The sequence below is a fragment of the Archangium primigenium genome (assembly GCF_016904885.1).
Lineage (GTDB): Bacteria > Myxococcota > Myxococcia > Myxococcales > Myxococcaceae > Cystobacter > Cystobacter primigenius.
Window position 1 is genome coordinate 7,276,497 of record NZ_JADWYI010000001.1, and the last position, 16,590, is coordinate 7,293,086.

Genomic DNA, 16,590 nt, shown 5'->3' on the forward strand with positions numbered 1-16,590 from the left:
TGCCGTGTCGACGGGCCCCCCCCGCGCCCCTCACCCGGAGAGCGACTCCAGGAGGGCGTCGTCGATCTCGAAGTTGGCGTAGACGTTCTGCACGTCGTCGTTGTCCTCGAGCAGCTCCATGAGCTTGAGCATCTTCCGGGCGTTGTCGCCCTCCAGGCGCACCGTGTTCTGGGGGAGGTAGGTCCACTTCTGCTCGCCGAGCGTGAGCCCCGCGGCCTCCAGGGCCGAGGCCACCGTGTGCAGATCCACCGGCGCCGAGCGCACCTCGAAGCCGTCCGCCCCCTGGTCGATGACGTCCTCGGCCCCCGCGTCCAGGGCCGCCGCCATCACCTGGTCCTCGGAGGGGCCCGGCTTCACGGTGATGACGCCCTTCTTGTGGAACATCCAGTTCACCGAGCCCTCCGCGCCCATGTTGCCGCCCTCCTTGCCCAGCATGGAGCGCACGTCGGCGGCGGAGCGGTTGCGGTTGTCGGTGAGGCACTCCACGAGCAGCGCCACGCCGCCGGGGCCGTAGCCCTCGTAGACGATCTCCTCGTAGCTCTCGCCCTCCAGCTCGCCGGTGCCCTTCTTGATGGCGCGCTGGATGTTGTCGTTGGGCATGTTGGCCTCGCGCGCCGCGGCGATGGCCACGCGCAGCCGGGCATTGCCCTCCGGACTGCCGCCGCCCAGGCGGGCCGCGACCGTCATCTCCTTGATGAGCTTGGAGTACAGCTTGCCCTTGGTCTTGCCCATGATGGCGTTGGCCCGCTTGAGCTTGGACCAACGGTTATGACCGGACATGCGGGGGCCCTCCTGGGAGTCAGTGCCCGCGCCTTCTCGCCCAGCGGCCCGGCGGAGTCAAACCCGCCGAACGGGGGCCTAGCTGCCCGTGGCCGCGAAGGTGTCCTCGAAGGGGGCCTCGTCGTCCGCCTCTTCGTCCGCCGCATCGAGCACCGGCTCGAAGAAGCGCGGCACCTGCTGGGGCACGCGCTCGCGCTCGGCGATGAACGTGGCCGGCACCAGCACCCCCTGGGCATACAGGCACGTGAGCACCTCCAGGGTGGTGACCTCGGACAGGCCGCACTCCAGGAGCGCCGTGTACACGGTGCGGTGCCCGTCACACAGGCGGATGACCTGGCCCACGTCCTCCGGCAGCGAGCGCACCACGTCCGCCAGCCGCTTGAAGTCCACCGTCAGCCGGGCGGACAGGGGGATGCCCAGCGCGCACAGCGCCTGGAAGCGCTCGGCGGCGGCCAGGAGCAGCGAGTCGTAGATGCGCGCGTTGAGCAGCAGCTTGCCCGGCGCGAGCTCCTCGCCGAAGGCCACCGCGTAGGCCCCCGAGCCGAAGAAGAGCAGGCGGCGGATGGCGACCATGCCGCGCTCGCCCTCGAAGGACGCGTCCACCACGTGGCCCTGGCGGAAGGTGAGCCAGCCCGCGTTGTCGCGCAGCTCCACCCGGCCCTCGCGCACCCCATGCAGCAGCGCATGGACGGCCTCGGCCAGCGGCAGGCGCACCGTGTGGGCCTCGTAGGCGGAGGCGAACGCGCCCCGGCCCGCCTTGAGCCGCGCCAGCGACACCACGACGCGCGGCGGCAGGGGCTGCACCAGCACGTCGTCCGCGCGCACCGCGTCCGCGCGCTCGCGCAGGGTCGGCGAGTCCTGGGCCGCCAGCAGGTACACCGGCAGGTGCTCCGTCCGGGGCTCGGCGCGCAGCCGCTCGCACAGGGCCAGGCCGTCCATGCCTCCCTCGGCGGACTCGGCGGGGACGAAGAGCAGGTGCGGCAGCGCGCCGCCCGGACCCAGCGCCTCCAGCACGGGCTCGATCGCCGCGGCGGCCAGCACCTCGAAGCCCGCGCCCACCAGCGCCTGGGCGAGCACGTCCCGCTGCTCGGGCCGGGCCTCGACGAGCAACACCCGCGGACGCGTCCGGCACGAGCGCCGCCGGGGACTCACGTCCGCGGAGGCACACGACGGAGCCGGCTCGAGGACGGTGGCGAGGGTCGTGCTGGAGACCATGGAATACTCCTGTATCAGGAAAATACCGGGACCGCGCCGGGCACTCACCCGTGCTCTCAGAATACGAGATTAGCAGGAAACAGGAGCATGCCGTGTGAAGCCCGGGAAGTATGTACCGCAACCAGGGCAACCGCCCGGATTTGTTGGATATCCAGCAGGGCTTTTCCGGAAGAAGCGCTCGACGGGGGCGAAGCCCCGCGCCAGAGTGCGCGGCCCTATGACGCGAACGATGCGGACGTGGTGGGTGGGGCCGTGGCTGGCGATGGCCCCGGTCGTGGCGATGACTCCGGGGGTCGTGGCGGCCCAGGAGACGCGGATGGAGGCCGGGCCCCGGGAAGTGGGCGCGATGCTGGCCCCCGCGACCCTGCCGGAGGGGGGCTCGGCGGTGTCCGCGTGGGTGGGCGTGCCGGAACTGGGCGTGGCGTACCGTCAGGGACTCCTGCCGGGCTGGGAGATGGGCGCCCGGGCGCGCTTCGACTACCTGCGCCTGTCGACGACGGCCGAGGTGACGAGCCGCGTGCGGGTCTGGACGAGCGGGGACTGGACGCTGGCGCCGGAGCTGGGCCTGGGCGTGACGGGCAACCCGGGCAGCCGCTACTTCGACACGCGCAACGTGCGCGGGTGGTTCCTGCGGGTCAACCCCGCGCTCGTGGCCACCTACTCCGTGACGGAGACGGTGACGGCGCTGGGTCAGGTGGAGGTCGCCTATGATCAGGGCCTGAGCACGAGCAGCTACTGGCGCGTGAAGCCCCTGGGCGGCGTGGGCGCCGAGGTCTACATCGGAGAGGACCTGACGCTCTCCCTGCTGGGCCAGCTCGGCGTGGACGTGTTCCACGGCGCGAGCCGCATCACGGAGACCCAGCTGGGCTACGGCGTGCGGCTGGGCCTGGGCCTGCGCCTCTTCTGAGGCCCGTCACGCCTCCGGCAGCGGGCTCACCCGGGGCGTGCCGAGCAGCTCCAGGGTGCGCGCCGCCACGCGGTTGAGCAGCTGGGCACAGGGCTCGCACCCGCCGCCGCAGCAGCGGGGCCAGTGCCCCTCGGGATTGCGCACGAGGGGCCGGACACACGCCTCGTAATACGAGGCCAGCCTCAGCTCCTCGCTCGCGCGGTGCACCGCGTCGTTCAACTCCGCCTCGCTGACGTCGCTCATCCCCGGCCCACCACCACTTCCCGCACCCGGGGCGAGACCTCCCGGACCGTCACCGGGACGTCGATGAAGTGCCGGAACGTCTCGATCTGCGTGAGCGCGTGCCCCTCCAGCGGCAGCGTCCGGAACGCGCCGCCTCCCGCCAGCGCGAGCAAGAGCAGGAGCTGATCCGCCAGGTGCTGTCCCACGGGAACCTCGGCCTCCAGGTAGGCCCGCGCCTCCTCCACCACTGCCTCGGCGACCGCCTCCGCCCGCACGCCCCGCTCGCCAAACGCCGTGAACACCTCGGTGACGTGCTCGCTCTCCACCGCCAGGGCCAGCGCGTTGCCGGGGCCAATGGGCCGCTTCACCTCCTCCACCCGCCGCTCCTCCGCCGCCCACCCGAGCACCCGCCCCACCGTGGTCAGCTCGCGCTGCGCCACCTCGAAGGGCACCTGGGCGATGAGCGCCGTGGCCATGCGCCGCACCACCTTGCCCCGCTCCAGCAAGTGCAGCGGCTGGAGGGGCGCGGGCCGCACGTCCACCCGGAACTTCCCGCCTCCCGCGGGGAAGAAGCCCGGCCGCTCCAGCGTGGCCTCCACCGAGGGCCCCATCCGGCGCACGAGCGGCAGGTACGCCTGGGCGAGGAAGTCGAACGGCGGCGCCGCCGGGTTGTGCGTCCCGCCCTCCAGCACCAGCGAGGACGGCGCGCCCGCGCTCAGGAGCGCCGGCAGCACCGTCTGCAGCACCAGCGTGGCGCTGCCCGCCGTGCCCACCGCGAAGTGGTAGTCCCCCGGTTTCACGGCTCGGGGCCGGAACGTCAGCGCCCGCGAACCCAGCTCGGCGCCCTCCACCTCCGCGCCGCCCACCTCGGCCGCCGCCTTCACCGACGTGAGGTGCTGGCGCAGCAGCCCCGGCTTGGCGCGCCCCGCGCGGATGTTCTCCATCTGGAACGGCGCGCCCGTCACCAGCGACAGCGCCAACGACGTGCGCAGCACCTGCCCGCCGCCCTCGCCCTTCGATCCATCGATGCGAATCATGACCTCTCCCTCCCTGCTCTACCCTTGCCCGCACGTAGCGACGCCCACTCCCTCATCCTACTGACCGGAGTCAGCGGAGGGAGCGGGCGTCTCGGTGGATCTATCCCCTCATGGCGGCCTCCCGGGCTCGAGGTGGGTTCATGACGCAAGCCTCATGACGCGGCGCTCAGCCCTTCACGCACACCACCTGGCGCAGGGTGTGGACGATGTCGACCAGCCCCGCCTGCGCCGCCATCACCGCGTCGATGGACTTGTAGGCCCCGGGCGTCTCGTCGATGACGTCCGCGTCCTTGCGGCACTCGATCCCCTCCGTCGCCCGGGCGTGGTCCTCCAGGGAGAAGTGCCGCTTGGCGGCCTCGCGCGACATCACCCGGCCGGCGCCGTGGCTGCACGAGTGGAAGGACTCGGGGTTTCCCTTTCCCCGGACGATGTAGGAGCGCGCCCCCATGCTGCCGGGGATGATGCCCAGGTCGTCCCGGCGCGCCCGCACCGCGCCCTTGCGCGTCACCAGCACGTCCTTGCCGTAGTGGTGCTCGCGCGCCACGTAGTTGTGGTGGCAGTTCACCGCCGCGTCGGTGAGCGAGAACGCCGGCAGCTCACCGCTCGCCTGGAGCGCCTCCACCGCCGAGCGCATCATCAGCTCGCGGTTGGTGGCCGCGTAGTCCTGCGCCCAGCTCACCGCGCGCAGGTAGTCGTGGAAGTGCGTGGAGCCCTCGGGCAGGTACGCGAGGTCCTTCTCCGGCAGGTGGATGAAGAAGCGGCTCATCTCCTCCTTGGCCAGCTCGATGAAGTGGCTGCCGATGCGGTTGCCCACCCCGCGCGAGCCGCTGTGCAGCATCAGCCACACCTGGCCGGCCTCATCCAGGCACAGCTCGATGAAGTGGTTGCCGGTGCCGAGCGTTCCCAGGTGACCCAGGTCCGGGCCGCGGCCCAGGCGGGGGTGCTTCTCCAGGATGGCGTCGTAGCGGGGCTTGAGCTGGGCCCAGGCCTCCTGGTGGGCCCGAGGCGCCTCGCGCCAGGCACCCCGGTCATTGCGGCCCCCGTTGTCCGTGCGGCCGTGCGGCACCGCGCGCTCGATGGCCGAGCGCACCCCGGCGAGCGAGTCCGGCAGCTGCTCGGCGCGCAGCGTGGTGCGCACCGCGATCATCCCGCAGCCGATGTCCACGCCCACCGCGGCGGGAATCACCGCGCCCGAGGTCGCCACCACGCTGCCCACCGTGGCCCCGAAGCCCCGGTGCACGTCCGGCATCGCCGCCACCCACTTGTGCACGAAGGGCAGGCCCGCCATCGCCCGGAGCTGCTTCTTGGCCTCGTCCTCGAACGGCACCCCCACCGTCCACGACTTGATGGGCACGCCGCCGGTCTCGTTCGTCAGGACTTCGTAATCGCGCGGGGTCGTCGTCGTCGTCGTCTGCATGGCCTGCTCCTTCGAGGATGTCCGCCCGGTCTCGCCGGGCACGTGAGGAGGTAGAGCAGGAGCCGTGCCAGACCCCCTTCCCTCGGGACACGCCAGGCCCGGGTTCCCTTTCCTATCCCTGGGAATAAATCCCTATCCGGAGGGCGAAGACGGAGAAGATGGATGCATAACCCATCGATTTTCCTGGAATCCACGCCTTGACTTATTGGGGGCCCAACAACAGGGTAGACCCGTAAAACCATCAATTCACGTTTCGGGAGAGACCCATGACGAGGCACGAGAACGGATTCGAGCGGTTCACCCAGGTGCGTTCGGTGCCGGCGCTGCTCCTGGCGGCCGTCCTCGGCGGCTGTGGCGCCGGGAGCGAGGGCGCGGAGCCCTCGGACGTTGCGTTGGAGCCGGGCACGAGCACGCAGGCGCTGGCGAGCTGCACCCCGCTGTGCAACGGCGCCTGCACCCCGGTCCAGCTCGCGCAGGGCGCGGGCCTCGACCGGCCCGTCCTCCCGTTTGGCCAGTCCGTGTACTACGCCGGAGCCATCAACTACGAGGCCAACTACAGCTACTTCGGCCAGGCCACCCCACAGGCCAACTCGGGCGTCCTGCTCGCCCAGCGGCTCTGGTACCCGCCCACGTTCCTGACGAACGGGACCTCCGCCTACGCCCTCTTCCGGAACCCGAGCAACTCGCAGTTCAGCCACTTCAACGAGATCATGCCCGACGGACGCATCGTCTCGGTGCCGGGCTTCAACACGTCCCGCTCCACCTCCATCCCCGCCGTGGACGCGACGAAGCTCTACGCGCTGGATCTCAGCGACGAGAGCGTCTGGTCGCAGCCGCTCACGGGAGGCGCCTGGACCCAAGCCACCCGCTCCATCGCGAACGTGGCGGGCCGGAGCGTGCACGTGGACGACACGCACCTCTACATCGTGGCCGACAACGTGGCGAAGGGCCTGTCCATCATCTGGAAGGCCCCGAAGCAGAACGTGGCGACGCCCACGAGCTTCGTCAGCCTGCCAGGCAGCATCGTGTCGCTCACCTCGGACGCCACGGACCTCTACTTCGCCGATCGCACGGGCGGCCTCTACAAGGCGGCCAAGAGCAGCGGCGCCGTCACCAGGCTCGCGAGCACCGCGACCAACCTGTCCATCACCGTCGATGCGGAGCGCTACTACTGGTTCAACGGCTCGGCCCTGACGGCGACGTGCAAGAACGGGGGCGGCTCGCAGGTGCTGACCACCGTGTCCTCGTCCGCCCTGACGCGCACGCCCGAGATCCTCTCCGTGGACGCGAACGGCGTGTACTGGCGCGGCTCCGGCTCCGTCTGGCGGATCGCGAAGTAGCGCCCCGCGTCCCCCGCGCGCCTGGCGTATAAACTCCGCTCCGCATGGCGAAGAAACGGGCACGCGAGACGGTGGTACTGGGGATGCTGGGGACCACGCTCGACACGGGCAAGGGTCCCCGGCGCTGGGACCGGTGGCGGCCCACGGTGGGGCTGTGCCAGCAGGAGGACCTGGTGGTCCACCGCCTGGAGCTGCTCCACCCTCCGGCCCAGGCGGAGCTGGCCCGGCAGGTGAAAGAGGACATCGCCCTGGTGTCCCCGGAGACGCTGGTGCGGCCCACCGCGGTGGCCATCCGCGACCCGTGGAACCTGGAGGAGGTGTACGGCGCGCTGCTCGACTACGCCAAGGCCTACCCCTTCCAGCCCGAGCAGGAGGACTACCTCGTCCACATCACCACGGGCACGCACATCACCCAGATTTCCCTCTTCCTCCTGGTGGAGAGCCGCCACATCCCCGCCCGGCTCGTGCAGACGTCGCCCTCGGCGGGAGGCCGGGACATGGGGGGCGGTGGCACCCACGCCCTCATCGATCTGGATCTGTCGCGCTACGACACCCTGGCGGGCCGCTTCCAGCAGGAGCAGCGCGAGGGCCTGTCCTTCCTCAAGGCGGGCATCGACACCCGCAACGCCGCCTTCAACCGGCTCATCGAGCGGATTGAAGAGGTGGCCACCCGCTCGCGCGCGCCCCTGCTGCTCATGGGCCCCACGGGCGCGGGCAAGTCCCAGCTCGCCAAGCGCATCTACCAGCTCAAGAAGACCCGGCGGCACGTGAGCGGGCCCCTGGTGGACGTCAACTGCGCCACCCTGCGGGGCGACGGGGCCATGTCCGCGCTGTTCGGCCACGTGAAGGGCGCCTTCACCGGAGCGGCGGCGGACCGGCCGGGCCTGCTGCGGCAGGCCCACGGGGGCCTGCTGTTCCTCGATGAGATTGGCGAGCTGGGCGCGGACGAGCAGGCCATGTTGCTGCGGGCGCTCGAGGACAAGCGCTTCCTGCCGGTGGGCGCGGACAAGGAGGTGGAGAGCGACTTCCAGCTGCTCGCGGGCACCAACCGCGACCTGCTCGCCGAGGTGGAGCGCGGCCGGTTCCGGGAGGATCTGCTCGCGCGCATCAACCTGTGGACCTTCCGGCTGCCGCCCCTGCGCGAGCGGCCCGAGGACATCCTCCCCAACCTGCTCTACGAGCTGGACCAGGCCTCGCAGGCCCTGGACACGCGGGTGACGATGAACAAGGAGGCTCAGGAGCACTTCCTGCGCTTCGCCACCTCCGCCGCGGCGAAGTGGAGCGGCAACTTCCGGGATCTCAACGCGGCGGTGCTGCGCATGGCCACGCTCGCCCCCGGCGGCCGCATCACCCGCGAGGGCGTGGACGAGGAGTGCGAGCGGCTGCGCGCCAACTGGAGCTCGGACGCGGGGCCCGCGCGGGCGGGCGCGGATGTCGTGGCCGAGGTGCTGGGCGCCGAGCGGGCCGAGGCCCTGGATCGCTTCGATCGGGCCCAGCTCGCGGAGGTGCTCGCCGTGTGCCGTGAGGCGCGCTCGCTCTCGGACGCGGGGCGGCTGCTCTTCGCCCAGTCGCGCGCCCAGAAGAAGAGCGTCAATGACGCGGACCGGCTGCGCAAGTACCTCGCCCGGTTCGACCTGAGCTGGGCGGACCTCCTGGCGTCCTGAGCGCCGCGCGCCGATACTCCCCGCATGTCGCTGCCCTGTGAGAAGTGCGCCGCGCCCCTGCCGGACCCCACCCCGGGCTTCTCCCTGGTCACCTGCCGCGCGTGTGGCACCGCGCAGATGTTCAAGGCCCGGGCCCAGGCCGGGGGCGCGGCCCCGTCCAAGACGCCCCACACCTCCTCGGCCTTCGTCGTGCGCGAGGAGAAGGGAGCCCTGTGCATCGGCTGGAGCCACTTCTCGCTCACCCCGCTCCTGGTGCCGCTCGGGTTCCTGGCGTTCCTGCCGCTGATCGCCATCCGCTCGCCCGAGACCGCGAAGCTCCTGGTCCAGCCCCCGCTCGTGTTCATCGTGGGCGGAGTGCTAGCGCTCATCACCTACGTGGCGCTCGCCCACGCCCTCAACACCACGTGGGTGGAGATCCGGGGCCAGGAGCTGTCGCTCGTCACCAAGCCCCTGCCCCTGCCGCGCTCGGTGGCCGTGGACACGCGCACCGTGCGCAGCCTGTCCAGCCGGACCTACGAGCAGCAGGTCGCGCGGCACTTCCGCGAGACCCGCCACGCCGTCTGCCTCAAGACCCAGGAGGGTCGGCTGCTGAGCCTCGCGGACAACCTGGCCACCGAGTTCGACGCCGAGTGGCTTGGCCTGCGCATCAGCGAGCACCTGGGCGTGCCCTTCGACGGCCGCCGCTGAGCGCCGGGGCTCAACCCACCCCGCGCCGGGCGTCCAGCTCCTGGTTGAAGCGCACCAGCGCCTGGATGATCTCCTCCTGGGAGTCGGTGAGCAGCAGGTGCCGCGCGTACTCGTGGCCCTGGGCCAGGTGCGCGAGCAGCGGGTAGACGGGGCGCGTCGTCGTCCAGAAGTCGCGGCCCAGGAAGATCATCGGGCTGATGACACCCACGGTGTTGTAGTGGTTCTGGCACGCGTCCTGGAAGACCTCCTGCACGGTGCCCGCGCTGCCCGGGGAGTAGACGACGCCCCCCTTGGCGATGGTGAGCAGGCCCTCCTCGCGCACGCTGTTGGCGAAGTACTTGGCGATGCGCGTGGCGAAGGGGTTGGGCGGCTCGTGGCCATAGAGCCAGGTGGGAATGCCCAGGCTGTCGCTCAGCTCGCGGTGTTCGTCGAGCAGCGGCCAGGTGGCGCGCACCTCGAAGGCCCGCGCCAGCCACTCGGGGTGCTTGTAGCCCGGCGCGAGGGCCAGCACCTCGAGCGCCGCGTCCAGCTCCGCGTCGCTCCGCCCGGCGAACCACACGCCCACGTGCGTGGCCTCCATGGCCCCGGGGCCGCCGCCGCTCACCAGGAAGAAGCCCAGGCGCGCCAGGGCCCGCGCCAGCTCCGCCACCGCGCGGTAGTCCGGCTGGCCGCGCAGCATGGAGTGGCCGCCCATGATGGCCACCACCCGGCGCGGCTGGCCCTGGTGGACGAGCACCTCCTCCAGCGCGTCCGTGATGGCGTGGTCATGGAGCCGCTGCGCCAGGGTCTCCAGGATGGAGGGCGGGTTGGCCCCCCCACGCGAGTTCCAGTGCGCGTAGACGCGCGCGTCCGGCGTGTCCGCGTAGCTCTCCGGGTGGGCGGGATCGAACCCCGCGTACAGCTCCTCCGGCGTGTAGAGCGCCCCCCGGTAGGGCGAGTACGGCAGGCCCGAGAACGGCGGGAACACCATGGCGCCCCGCTCGATGACGGTCTGCAACGTGCGCGGGTCCAGGTGGCAGCCGAGGAAGACGCTACCCGTGAGGTCCGAGCGCAGCAGCGCCTCGCCCTGCTCCTGGAGCTCCAGGCCCTGGAGGATGACGTTGGCGAGGCTCTTGCCTGCCGACAGGTGCTGCGCCAGGGCCGTCAGGCTCTCGATCTCCGTCACGTGAACTCCCACCCAGAAGAGGCCCCGAGGCTAACAGGGCCCGAGGAGGAGCGGATTGCCCTCCCGACGAGCGCCGTGGTACCTCCGCGTCACAGCCCGGGCGGAAAGATTCACGCGTCGTGAATCCGCGCGACGGGTGGCCCAAAGGGGGGAAGCGATGCGGTGGCTGCGTTACGGGGTGGTGCTGCTGGCGGTGGTGGCGTGCACGGGGCGTGAGTCAACGCCCGCCGCGTCCCCCCCTCCGTCCGAGCCTCCGACGACCGGGTCCTCCCGCGCCGGGTTGGCGGGAGTGAGCGCCCGGCTCTTGAAGGACATCAACGAGACCACCTACGCGGCGAACCCGCAGGGGCTGGCGAACGTCAACGGCACGGTCTTCTTCAGGGCCACGGACGGCTTGAGCGGGGTCGAACTGTGGAAGAGCGACGGCACCGCCGCCGGCACCGTCCTCGTCAAGGACATCCATCCAGGTCCGGGCGACTCGACTCCGGAAGAACTGACGAACGTCAACGGCACCCTCTTCTTCCGCGCCACGGACAACAGCACGGCGCGCCCGGTGCTGTGGAAGAGCGACGGCACCGCCGCCGGCACCGTCCCCGTCATGAACATGGTGGCGGGCCCGCAGACCTCGAGCCCCTACCTCCTGACGGCTGTCGGCGACACGCTCTATTTCACTTTCTATAACAGCGCGACGGGCACGGAGCTGTGGAAGAGTGACGGCACCGCCAAAGGCACCGTCCTCGTCAAGGACATCTCCCCGGGCTCGGCCAGCGCGAGGCCCGAGTACCTGACGAACGTCAATGGCACGCTCTTCTTCGTGGCCGAGGGCAGCTTCTTCAATGACCGGGAGCTGTGGAAGAGCGACGGCACCGCCGCCGGCACCGTCCTCGTCAAGGACATCCGCGAGGGCTCGGCCAGCTCGGCTCCCAGTCGACTGACGAACGTCAATGGCACGCTCTTCTTCGTGGCCAATCTCGGCGGTCGTAACAATCAGTTGTGGAAGAGCGATGGCACCACCGCCGGCACGGTCCTCGTCAAGGAACCGAATTCCTTGTTTCCCAGCAACCTGACGAACGTCAACGGCACGCTCTATTTCTCGGCCTCCGCAGGATACGCTCGCCAGGACTTGTGGAAGAGCGACGGCACCACCGTCGGCACCGTTCTCGTCAAGACCATCGATACGGTCTGGCCTGGCGTGGACCTCGCGAATCTGACGAACGTCAACGGCACACTCTACTTCACCACGGACGGCGAGAACGGCGATGAGCTGTGGAAGAGCGACGGCACCGCCGCCGGCACCGTCCTCTTCAAGGACATCCATCCAGGCTGGCCCTCCTCCCGCCCACGGGAGTTGAGGAGCATCAACAACACGCTCTATTTCACAGCCCAGAGCCCCTCCGAGTGGGGGTTGTGGAAGAGCGACGGAACCCCCACCGGCACCGTCCTCGTCAAGGCGCTCCAGCGCCAGTCGAGCCCGAGCGACACCGAACTCGTGGCCCTGACGGACGTCAACGGCACGCCTTACTTCAGCGCCAATGACGGTCTGTATGGCCATGAGTTGTGGAAGAGCGACGGCACGGCCACTGGCACGGTGCTGACCCGGGACATCAACACGAAGACGCAGGGTTCGAATCCCTACCTCCTGACGAACGTCAACGGCACGCTCTACTTCTCGGCCACGGATGGTGTGAATGGCTCCGAGTTGTGGAAGAGCGACGGCACCGCCGCTGGCACCCGCCTCGTCAAGGACATCAACCCCAGCTCGGGCGGCAATTCGAATCTCCACGCCTTGACGAACGTCAACGGCACACTCTACTTCGCGGCCACGGATGGTGTGAATGGCTCCGAGTTGTGGAAGAGCGACGGCACCGCCGCTGGCACCCGCCTCGTCAAGGATATCAACCCTGGCTCGAGCAACGCGTTTCCCGGCAAACTAACGAACGTCAACGGTACGCTGTATTTCACGGCCTCCAACAGCGAGAGCAGCTACCAAGACAGATTGTGGAAGAGCGATGGCACCACCGCCGGCACTGTGCTTGTCCAGGGCACGGCCACCGGCTCGGGGGTCTTGTCGATCACGGGCTCCCTGACGAACGTCAACGGCACGCTCTACCTCTCGGCCACCAACGGCACGAGTGGCGAGGAATTGTGGAAGAGCGATGGCACCGCCGCTGGCACCGTCCTCGTCAAGGACCTCTTCCCTGGCTCGAGCGGCTCGGGTCCTGGAAATCTGACGAACGTCAACGGCACGCTCTACTTCTCGGCCACCAACGGCACGAGTGGCATGGAGTTGTGGAAGAGCGATGGCACCGCCGCCGGCACCGTCCTCGTCCAGGACCTCTTCCCCGGCTCGAGCGGCTCGGGTCCTGGAAATCTGACGAACGTCAACGGCACGCTCTACTTCTCGGCCACCAACGGCACGAGTGGCGTGGAGTTGTGGAAGAGCGATGGCACGGCCGAAGGCACCGTCCTCGTCCAGGACCTCTTCCCCGGCTCGAGCGGCTCGAATCCCCAAAACCTGACGAACGTCAACGGCACGCTCTACTTCTCGGCCACCAACGGCACGAGTGGTGTGGAGTTGTGGAAGAGCGATGGCACGGCCGAAGGCACCGTCCTCGTCAAGGACCTCTTCCCCGGCTCGAGCGGCTCGAATCCTCGAGACATGGCGAACGTCAACGGCACGCTCTACTTCTCGGCCGACGACGGCACGACCGGCCGGGAGTTGTGGCGGAGCGATGGTACGACCGGGGGCACCGTCCTCGTCCAGGACATCTCCCCGGGCTCGATCGGCTCGGGGCCCCAGTACCTCACCCAGGCCGGGGCCTCGGTGTTCTTCACCGCCCGTACGCCGGCCCATGACACAGAGCTGTGGGTGCTGAGCGGCGACCTGCTGCCGCCCACCGTGACGTGCCCCGCCGCGCAGGACGCGCTGGCCACGAGCCCGGCCGGCGCGAATGTCACCTACCCGCCCGCCACCGCCACGGATGATCAGACGGACTCGCCCCGGCTCGCCTACTCGCTGGCCTCCGGCGCCCTCTTCCCGTTGGGCGACACACGCGTCACCGTGACGGCCACGGACGACGCGGGCAACACGGCCCAGTGCGCCTTCACCGTCAGCGTCCTGCCGCCCCCGCCCACGGTCACCGCGCCTGTCGACGGGACGTCTTCGCTTCCACCTGTCCTCGTGTCCGGCACGGCCCTGGCGGGCGCCGAGGTGCACGTCCTGGAGGGCACCACCGTCCTGAAAATCCTCGCCACGAGCACGGACGGTACTTTCAGTGGCGGGATGGCGCCGGAGTCACGTGTCTACTCCCTGCGCTTCGTCCAGATCCTCAACGGCTTCACCTCCACGCCCACGGGCCCGCGCACCGTGTTCGTCCGCCCGCCGCCGCCGAGCCTCTCCCATCCCTCGGACGGACTCGTCACGACCCACCCCGACGTCCCCCTGCTCGTCCGCGGTCTGCCCGATGCCAGCCTCACCGTGCGCGAGGGCCCAACGGTCCTCGCGACGCTTGCGCTCGACGAGGCGGGAAACTTCGCCGGTTCGCTCGCCCTGGACCCTGGCGTGCACGTGCTGCGCTTCACCCAGACCACGTCCGGTGGCACCAGTGACGAGGTCGTGCGCACCGTCACCCGCCAGCCGCCGGCCCCTGTCCTGACCCGCCCCACCTCGGGCGCTTCGCTCGTGGGCTCCACCGTGCGCGTGGAGGGCACGGGCGCTCCGGGTGCCACGGCCCGGGTGCTCGAGGACGGCGCTGTCGTGGGCAGCTTCTCCGTGACGAGTGGCGGCACCTTCGCGGGTGACATCCCCCTGGCCTATGGCCCGCACCAGTTGACGGCGGTGCAGGTGGCTGGGGGCCAGACGAGCCCCGCCTCCGCGCCCGTCTCCTTCGAGGTGCGACCCGCTGCCCCCAGTGTGTCCTCGCCCGCCGATGGCACCACCTTCGACGGTCCCACGGTGGCCGTCTCGGGCTCGGGCGTGTTGGGCGCCCAGGTGGAGGTGCGGGAGGCGGGCACGGTGCTCGCCTCCTTCGCGGTGGACGCCTCCGGCGGCTTCACGGGCGAGGTGGAGTTGGCGCCCGGCACGCACAGCCTCTCCTTCGTGCAGAAGGCGGGTGGCACCACCAGTGACGTCACGGGCCCCCGGAATATCTCCGTGCGGCCCGCCGCCCCCGTGCTCTCCGCTCCCGCGGCCAACGCCCGCGTGCCAGGGCCCCAGGTGGTGCTGCAGGGCACCGCCCTGGCCGGAGCGCGTGTCCTCGCCGAGGAGGCCGGCGTGTCCCTGGGCGGCACCTCGGCGGAGGCCTCCGGGGCCTTCCAGCTGAGCGTCACGCTGGCCTACGGGCCGCACAGCCTCTCGCTCCAGCAGGAAGCCGGCGGTGTCACCGGTCCGGCGCGCACCGCCGCCTTCACCGTCATTCCCGCCCCACCCGTCCTCTCCCAGCCCCAGGAGGGCGCCACCGTGGGCAGCAGCGTCGAGGTGCGCGGCACCGCCCTGCCCTTGGCGCACGTCACCCTGCGCGATGGCACCCAGGTGCTCGCCCAGCTCGACGCGGACGCCGACGGCGCCTTCCTGCTCGACGTCACCCTCGCCTATGGCCCCCACACCCTCACCGCCGTGCAGCGTGTGCAGGGCGAGGACAGTGAGGCCTCCGCGCCCGCGCACCTCACCTCCGTCTTCAACCGCGCTCCCGTGGCCGACGCCCAGGAGTTGTCAGTCGAGGAAGACGGGCGCCTGGCCGTGACGCTCACCGCCAGCGACGCCGACGACGACGCCCTCACCTTCAGCGTCCAGACGCCTCCGGCCCACGGCACCCTGGAGGGCACCCCGCCTGCCCTCACCTACGTGCCCGCGCCCGACTTCCACGGCGCCGACCGCTTCACCTTCGCCGTCTCCGACGGCCAGGCGGAGGCCACCGCCACCGTTCGCCTCACCGTCACCCCCGTCAATGACGCCCCCGTGGCCTACGCCCTTTCGGCCACCACGGGCGAGGGCCAGCCCGTCTCCCTCACCCTGTCCGGCAGCGACATCGATGGCGACGCGCTCTCCTATGCGGTGGTGACGGGCCCGGCGCACGGAAGCCTTCAGGGCACCCCGCCCGCGCTGACGTACACCCCCGCCCCGGGCTTCGCGGGCATGGACGCCTTCACCTTCCGCGTGAACGACGGTCAGCTCGACTCCCCTCCGGCCTCTGTATCCATTCGCATCCTGGCCACCACCCTGTCCGTGTCCGTGAGCGACCTGTCTCCGCTGGAGGGCAGCCCCGTCGCCTTCTCGGCGGCTCTGGCCGATGCCCGCGCCACACCCTCCTTCGCCTGGGACTTCGGGGACGGCACCACGTCCCGCGAGCCCGCTCCGCGCCATGCCTTCCCCGACGACGGCCCGTACACCGTGCGCGTGAGCGCCACGGACGCCGACGGCACGCGCCAGGCGTCCGTCCTCCTCACCGTGCGCAACGCTCCGCCCGTGGTGACAGCCCTCACGCTGCCCGAGGGCGTCGTCGAAGCGCAGGAGGTGGAGTTGTCGGCCATGGCCGAGGACCCCGCTGGCAGCGCCGACACCCTGACGTACGCCTGGGACTTCGGCGATGGCTCGCCCGTGGTCCAGGGCACCACCGTGCGCCATGCCTTCCGGGACGACGGGACCTTCACCGTGGTGCTCACCGTGCGTGACGAGGACGGCGGTGAAACCCAGCAACAGGCCACGCTCTTCGTCGCCAACGTGCCTCCGACCGCCACCCCTCCCGAGCGCCAGTTCGTCCGCGTGGGAGAGAGCCTGAGCCTCCAGCTGGCCGCGAGCGATGTCGCGGGCGAGGCAGACCCGCTCACCTGGACGAAGCTCAGCGGGCCCGGCGCGGTGACGCCCGAAGGGCTCTTCACCTGGGTGCCCTCAACGCAGGAAGTGGGCGAGGCCTCCATTGAGCTCCAGGTGTCCGATGACGACGGGGGCAGCGCCGAGGTGACGCTGGTGGTGGAGGTGTCAGGCCCGAACGCCGAGCCGCCCGCGGGTTGTGGCTGTGGGGCCAGTGGTGAAGCCTCGGGGCTGTTCGCCGTCCTGCTCGGACTCGGTGCCCTCACCAGGCGCCGTGCGCCCCGTCCGGGCGCGACGCCTCGACACGGCTGACAGGCCCCGCGCCCTCGTCGCGTCCCGGGCGGGAG

General features: G+C 70.7%; 11 protein-coding genes. 5 read left to right on the forward strand and 6 right to left on the reverse strand.

Annotated features, from left to right (window positions below; all coding sequences use genetic code 11):
- Positions 1–30: 30 nt before the first annotated feature.
- Together I3V78_RS29860 and I3V78_RS29865 are read right to left on the reverse strand one after the other, a co-directional pair.
- Complete coding sequence (locus I3V78_RS29860) at positions 31–780, reverse strand: YebC/PmpR family DNA-binding transcriptional regulator (protein WP_204492643.1); 750 nt, start codon at positions 778–780, stop codon at positions 31–33.
- 78 nt (positions 781–858) lie between these two features.
- Positions 859–1,995, reverse strand: coding sequence for a response regulator (locus I3V78_RS29865; RefSeq protein ID WP_204492645.1), 1,137 nt, complete (start codon positions 1,993–1,995; stop codon positions 859–861).
- A 217-nt stretch (positions 1,996–2,212) separates the two neighbouring features.
- On the opposite strand from I3V78_RS29865, the gene I3V78_RS29870 reads away from it, so the two are divergent.
- The gene (locus tag I3V78_RS29870; RefSeq protein WP_204492647.1) at positions 2,213–2,902 is read left to right on the forward strand and encodes a hypothetical protein; all 690 of its coding nucleotides are present in this window, start codon (positions 2,213–2,215) and stop codon (positions 2,900–2,902) included.
- Between the two features lie 6 nt (positions 2,903–2,908).
- Here the strand turns inward: I3V78_RS29870 and I3V78_RS29875 are convergent, their stop codons facing one another.
- From I3V78_RS29875 to I3V78_RS29885, 3 genes are all read right to left on the reverse strand, one after another.
- Complete coding sequence (locus I3V78_RS29875) at positions 2,909–3,145, reverse strand: hypothetical protein (RefSeq protein WP_204492650.1); 237 nt, start codon at positions 3,143–3,145, stop codon at positions 2,909–2,911.
- Positions 3,142–4,161 carry an RNA 3'-terminal phosphate cyclase gene (rtcA, locus tag I3V78_RS29880; protein WP_204492652.1) on the reverse strand — a complete coding sequence of 340 codons (1,020 nt, stop codon included), beginning with the start codon at positions 4,159–4,161 and terminating at the stop codon, positions 3,142–3,144. The genes I3V78_RS29875 and rtcA overlap by 4 nt, the downstream gene beginning before the upstream one ends.
- Positions 4,162–4,327: 166 nt before the next feature.
- Entirely contained in the window at positions 4,328–5,578 is a 1,251-nt protein-coding gene (locus I3V78_RS29885) for an RtcB family protein (protein WP_204492654.1), read from the reverse strand.
- Positions 5,579–5,844: 266 nt separating this feature from the next.
- On the opposite strand from I3V78_RS29885, the gene I3V78_RS29890 reads away from it, so the two are divergent.
- From I3V78_RS29890 to I3V78_RS29900, 3 genes are read left to right on the forward strand one after another with little or no spacing between them, the layout of a single operon-like run.
- Positions 5,845–6,918 (forward strand): TolB-like translocation protein, encoded by a 1,074-nt coding sequence (locus I3V78_RS29890; RefSeq protein WP_204492657.1) that lies wholly within the window; start codon positions 5,845–5,847, stop codon positions 6,916–6,918.
- Between the two features lie 44 nt (positions 6,919–6,962).
- Positions 6,963–8,582 (forward strand): RNA repair transcriptional activator RtcR, encoded by a 1,620-nt coding sequence (gene rtcR / locus I3V78_RS29895; protein WP_204492659.1) that lies wholly within the window; start codon positions 6,963–6,965, stop codon positions 8,580–8,582.
- Between the two features lie 24 nt (positions 8,583–8,606).
- A complete protein-coding gene (locus I3V78_RS29900) occupies positions 8,607–9,269 on the forward strand; it encodes a hypothetical protein (protein WP_204492661.1) in 663 nt (220 codons plus the stop codon).
- 10 nt (positions 9,270–9,279) lie between these two features.
- On the opposite strand, the gene I3V78_RS29905 is transcribed toward I3V78_RS29900, so the two are convergent.
- Positions 9,280–10,434: a hypothetical protein gene (locus I3V78_RS29905; RefSeq protein WP_204492663.1), complete on the reverse strand. Its 1,155-nt coding sequence runs from the start codon at positions 10,432–10,434 to the stop codon at positions 9,280–9,282.
- Positions 10,435–10,591: 157 nt separating this feature from the next.
- On the opposite strand from I3V78_RS29905, the gene I3V78_RS29910 reads away from it, so the two are divergent.
- Positions 10,592–16,555 (forward strand): ELWxxDGT repeat protein, encoded by a 5,964-nt coding sequence (locus I3V78_RS29910; RefSeq protein WP_204492665.1) that lies wholly within the window; start codon positions 10,592–10,594, stop codon positions 16,553–16,555.
- Positions 16,556–16,590: the final 35 nt, after the last annotated feature.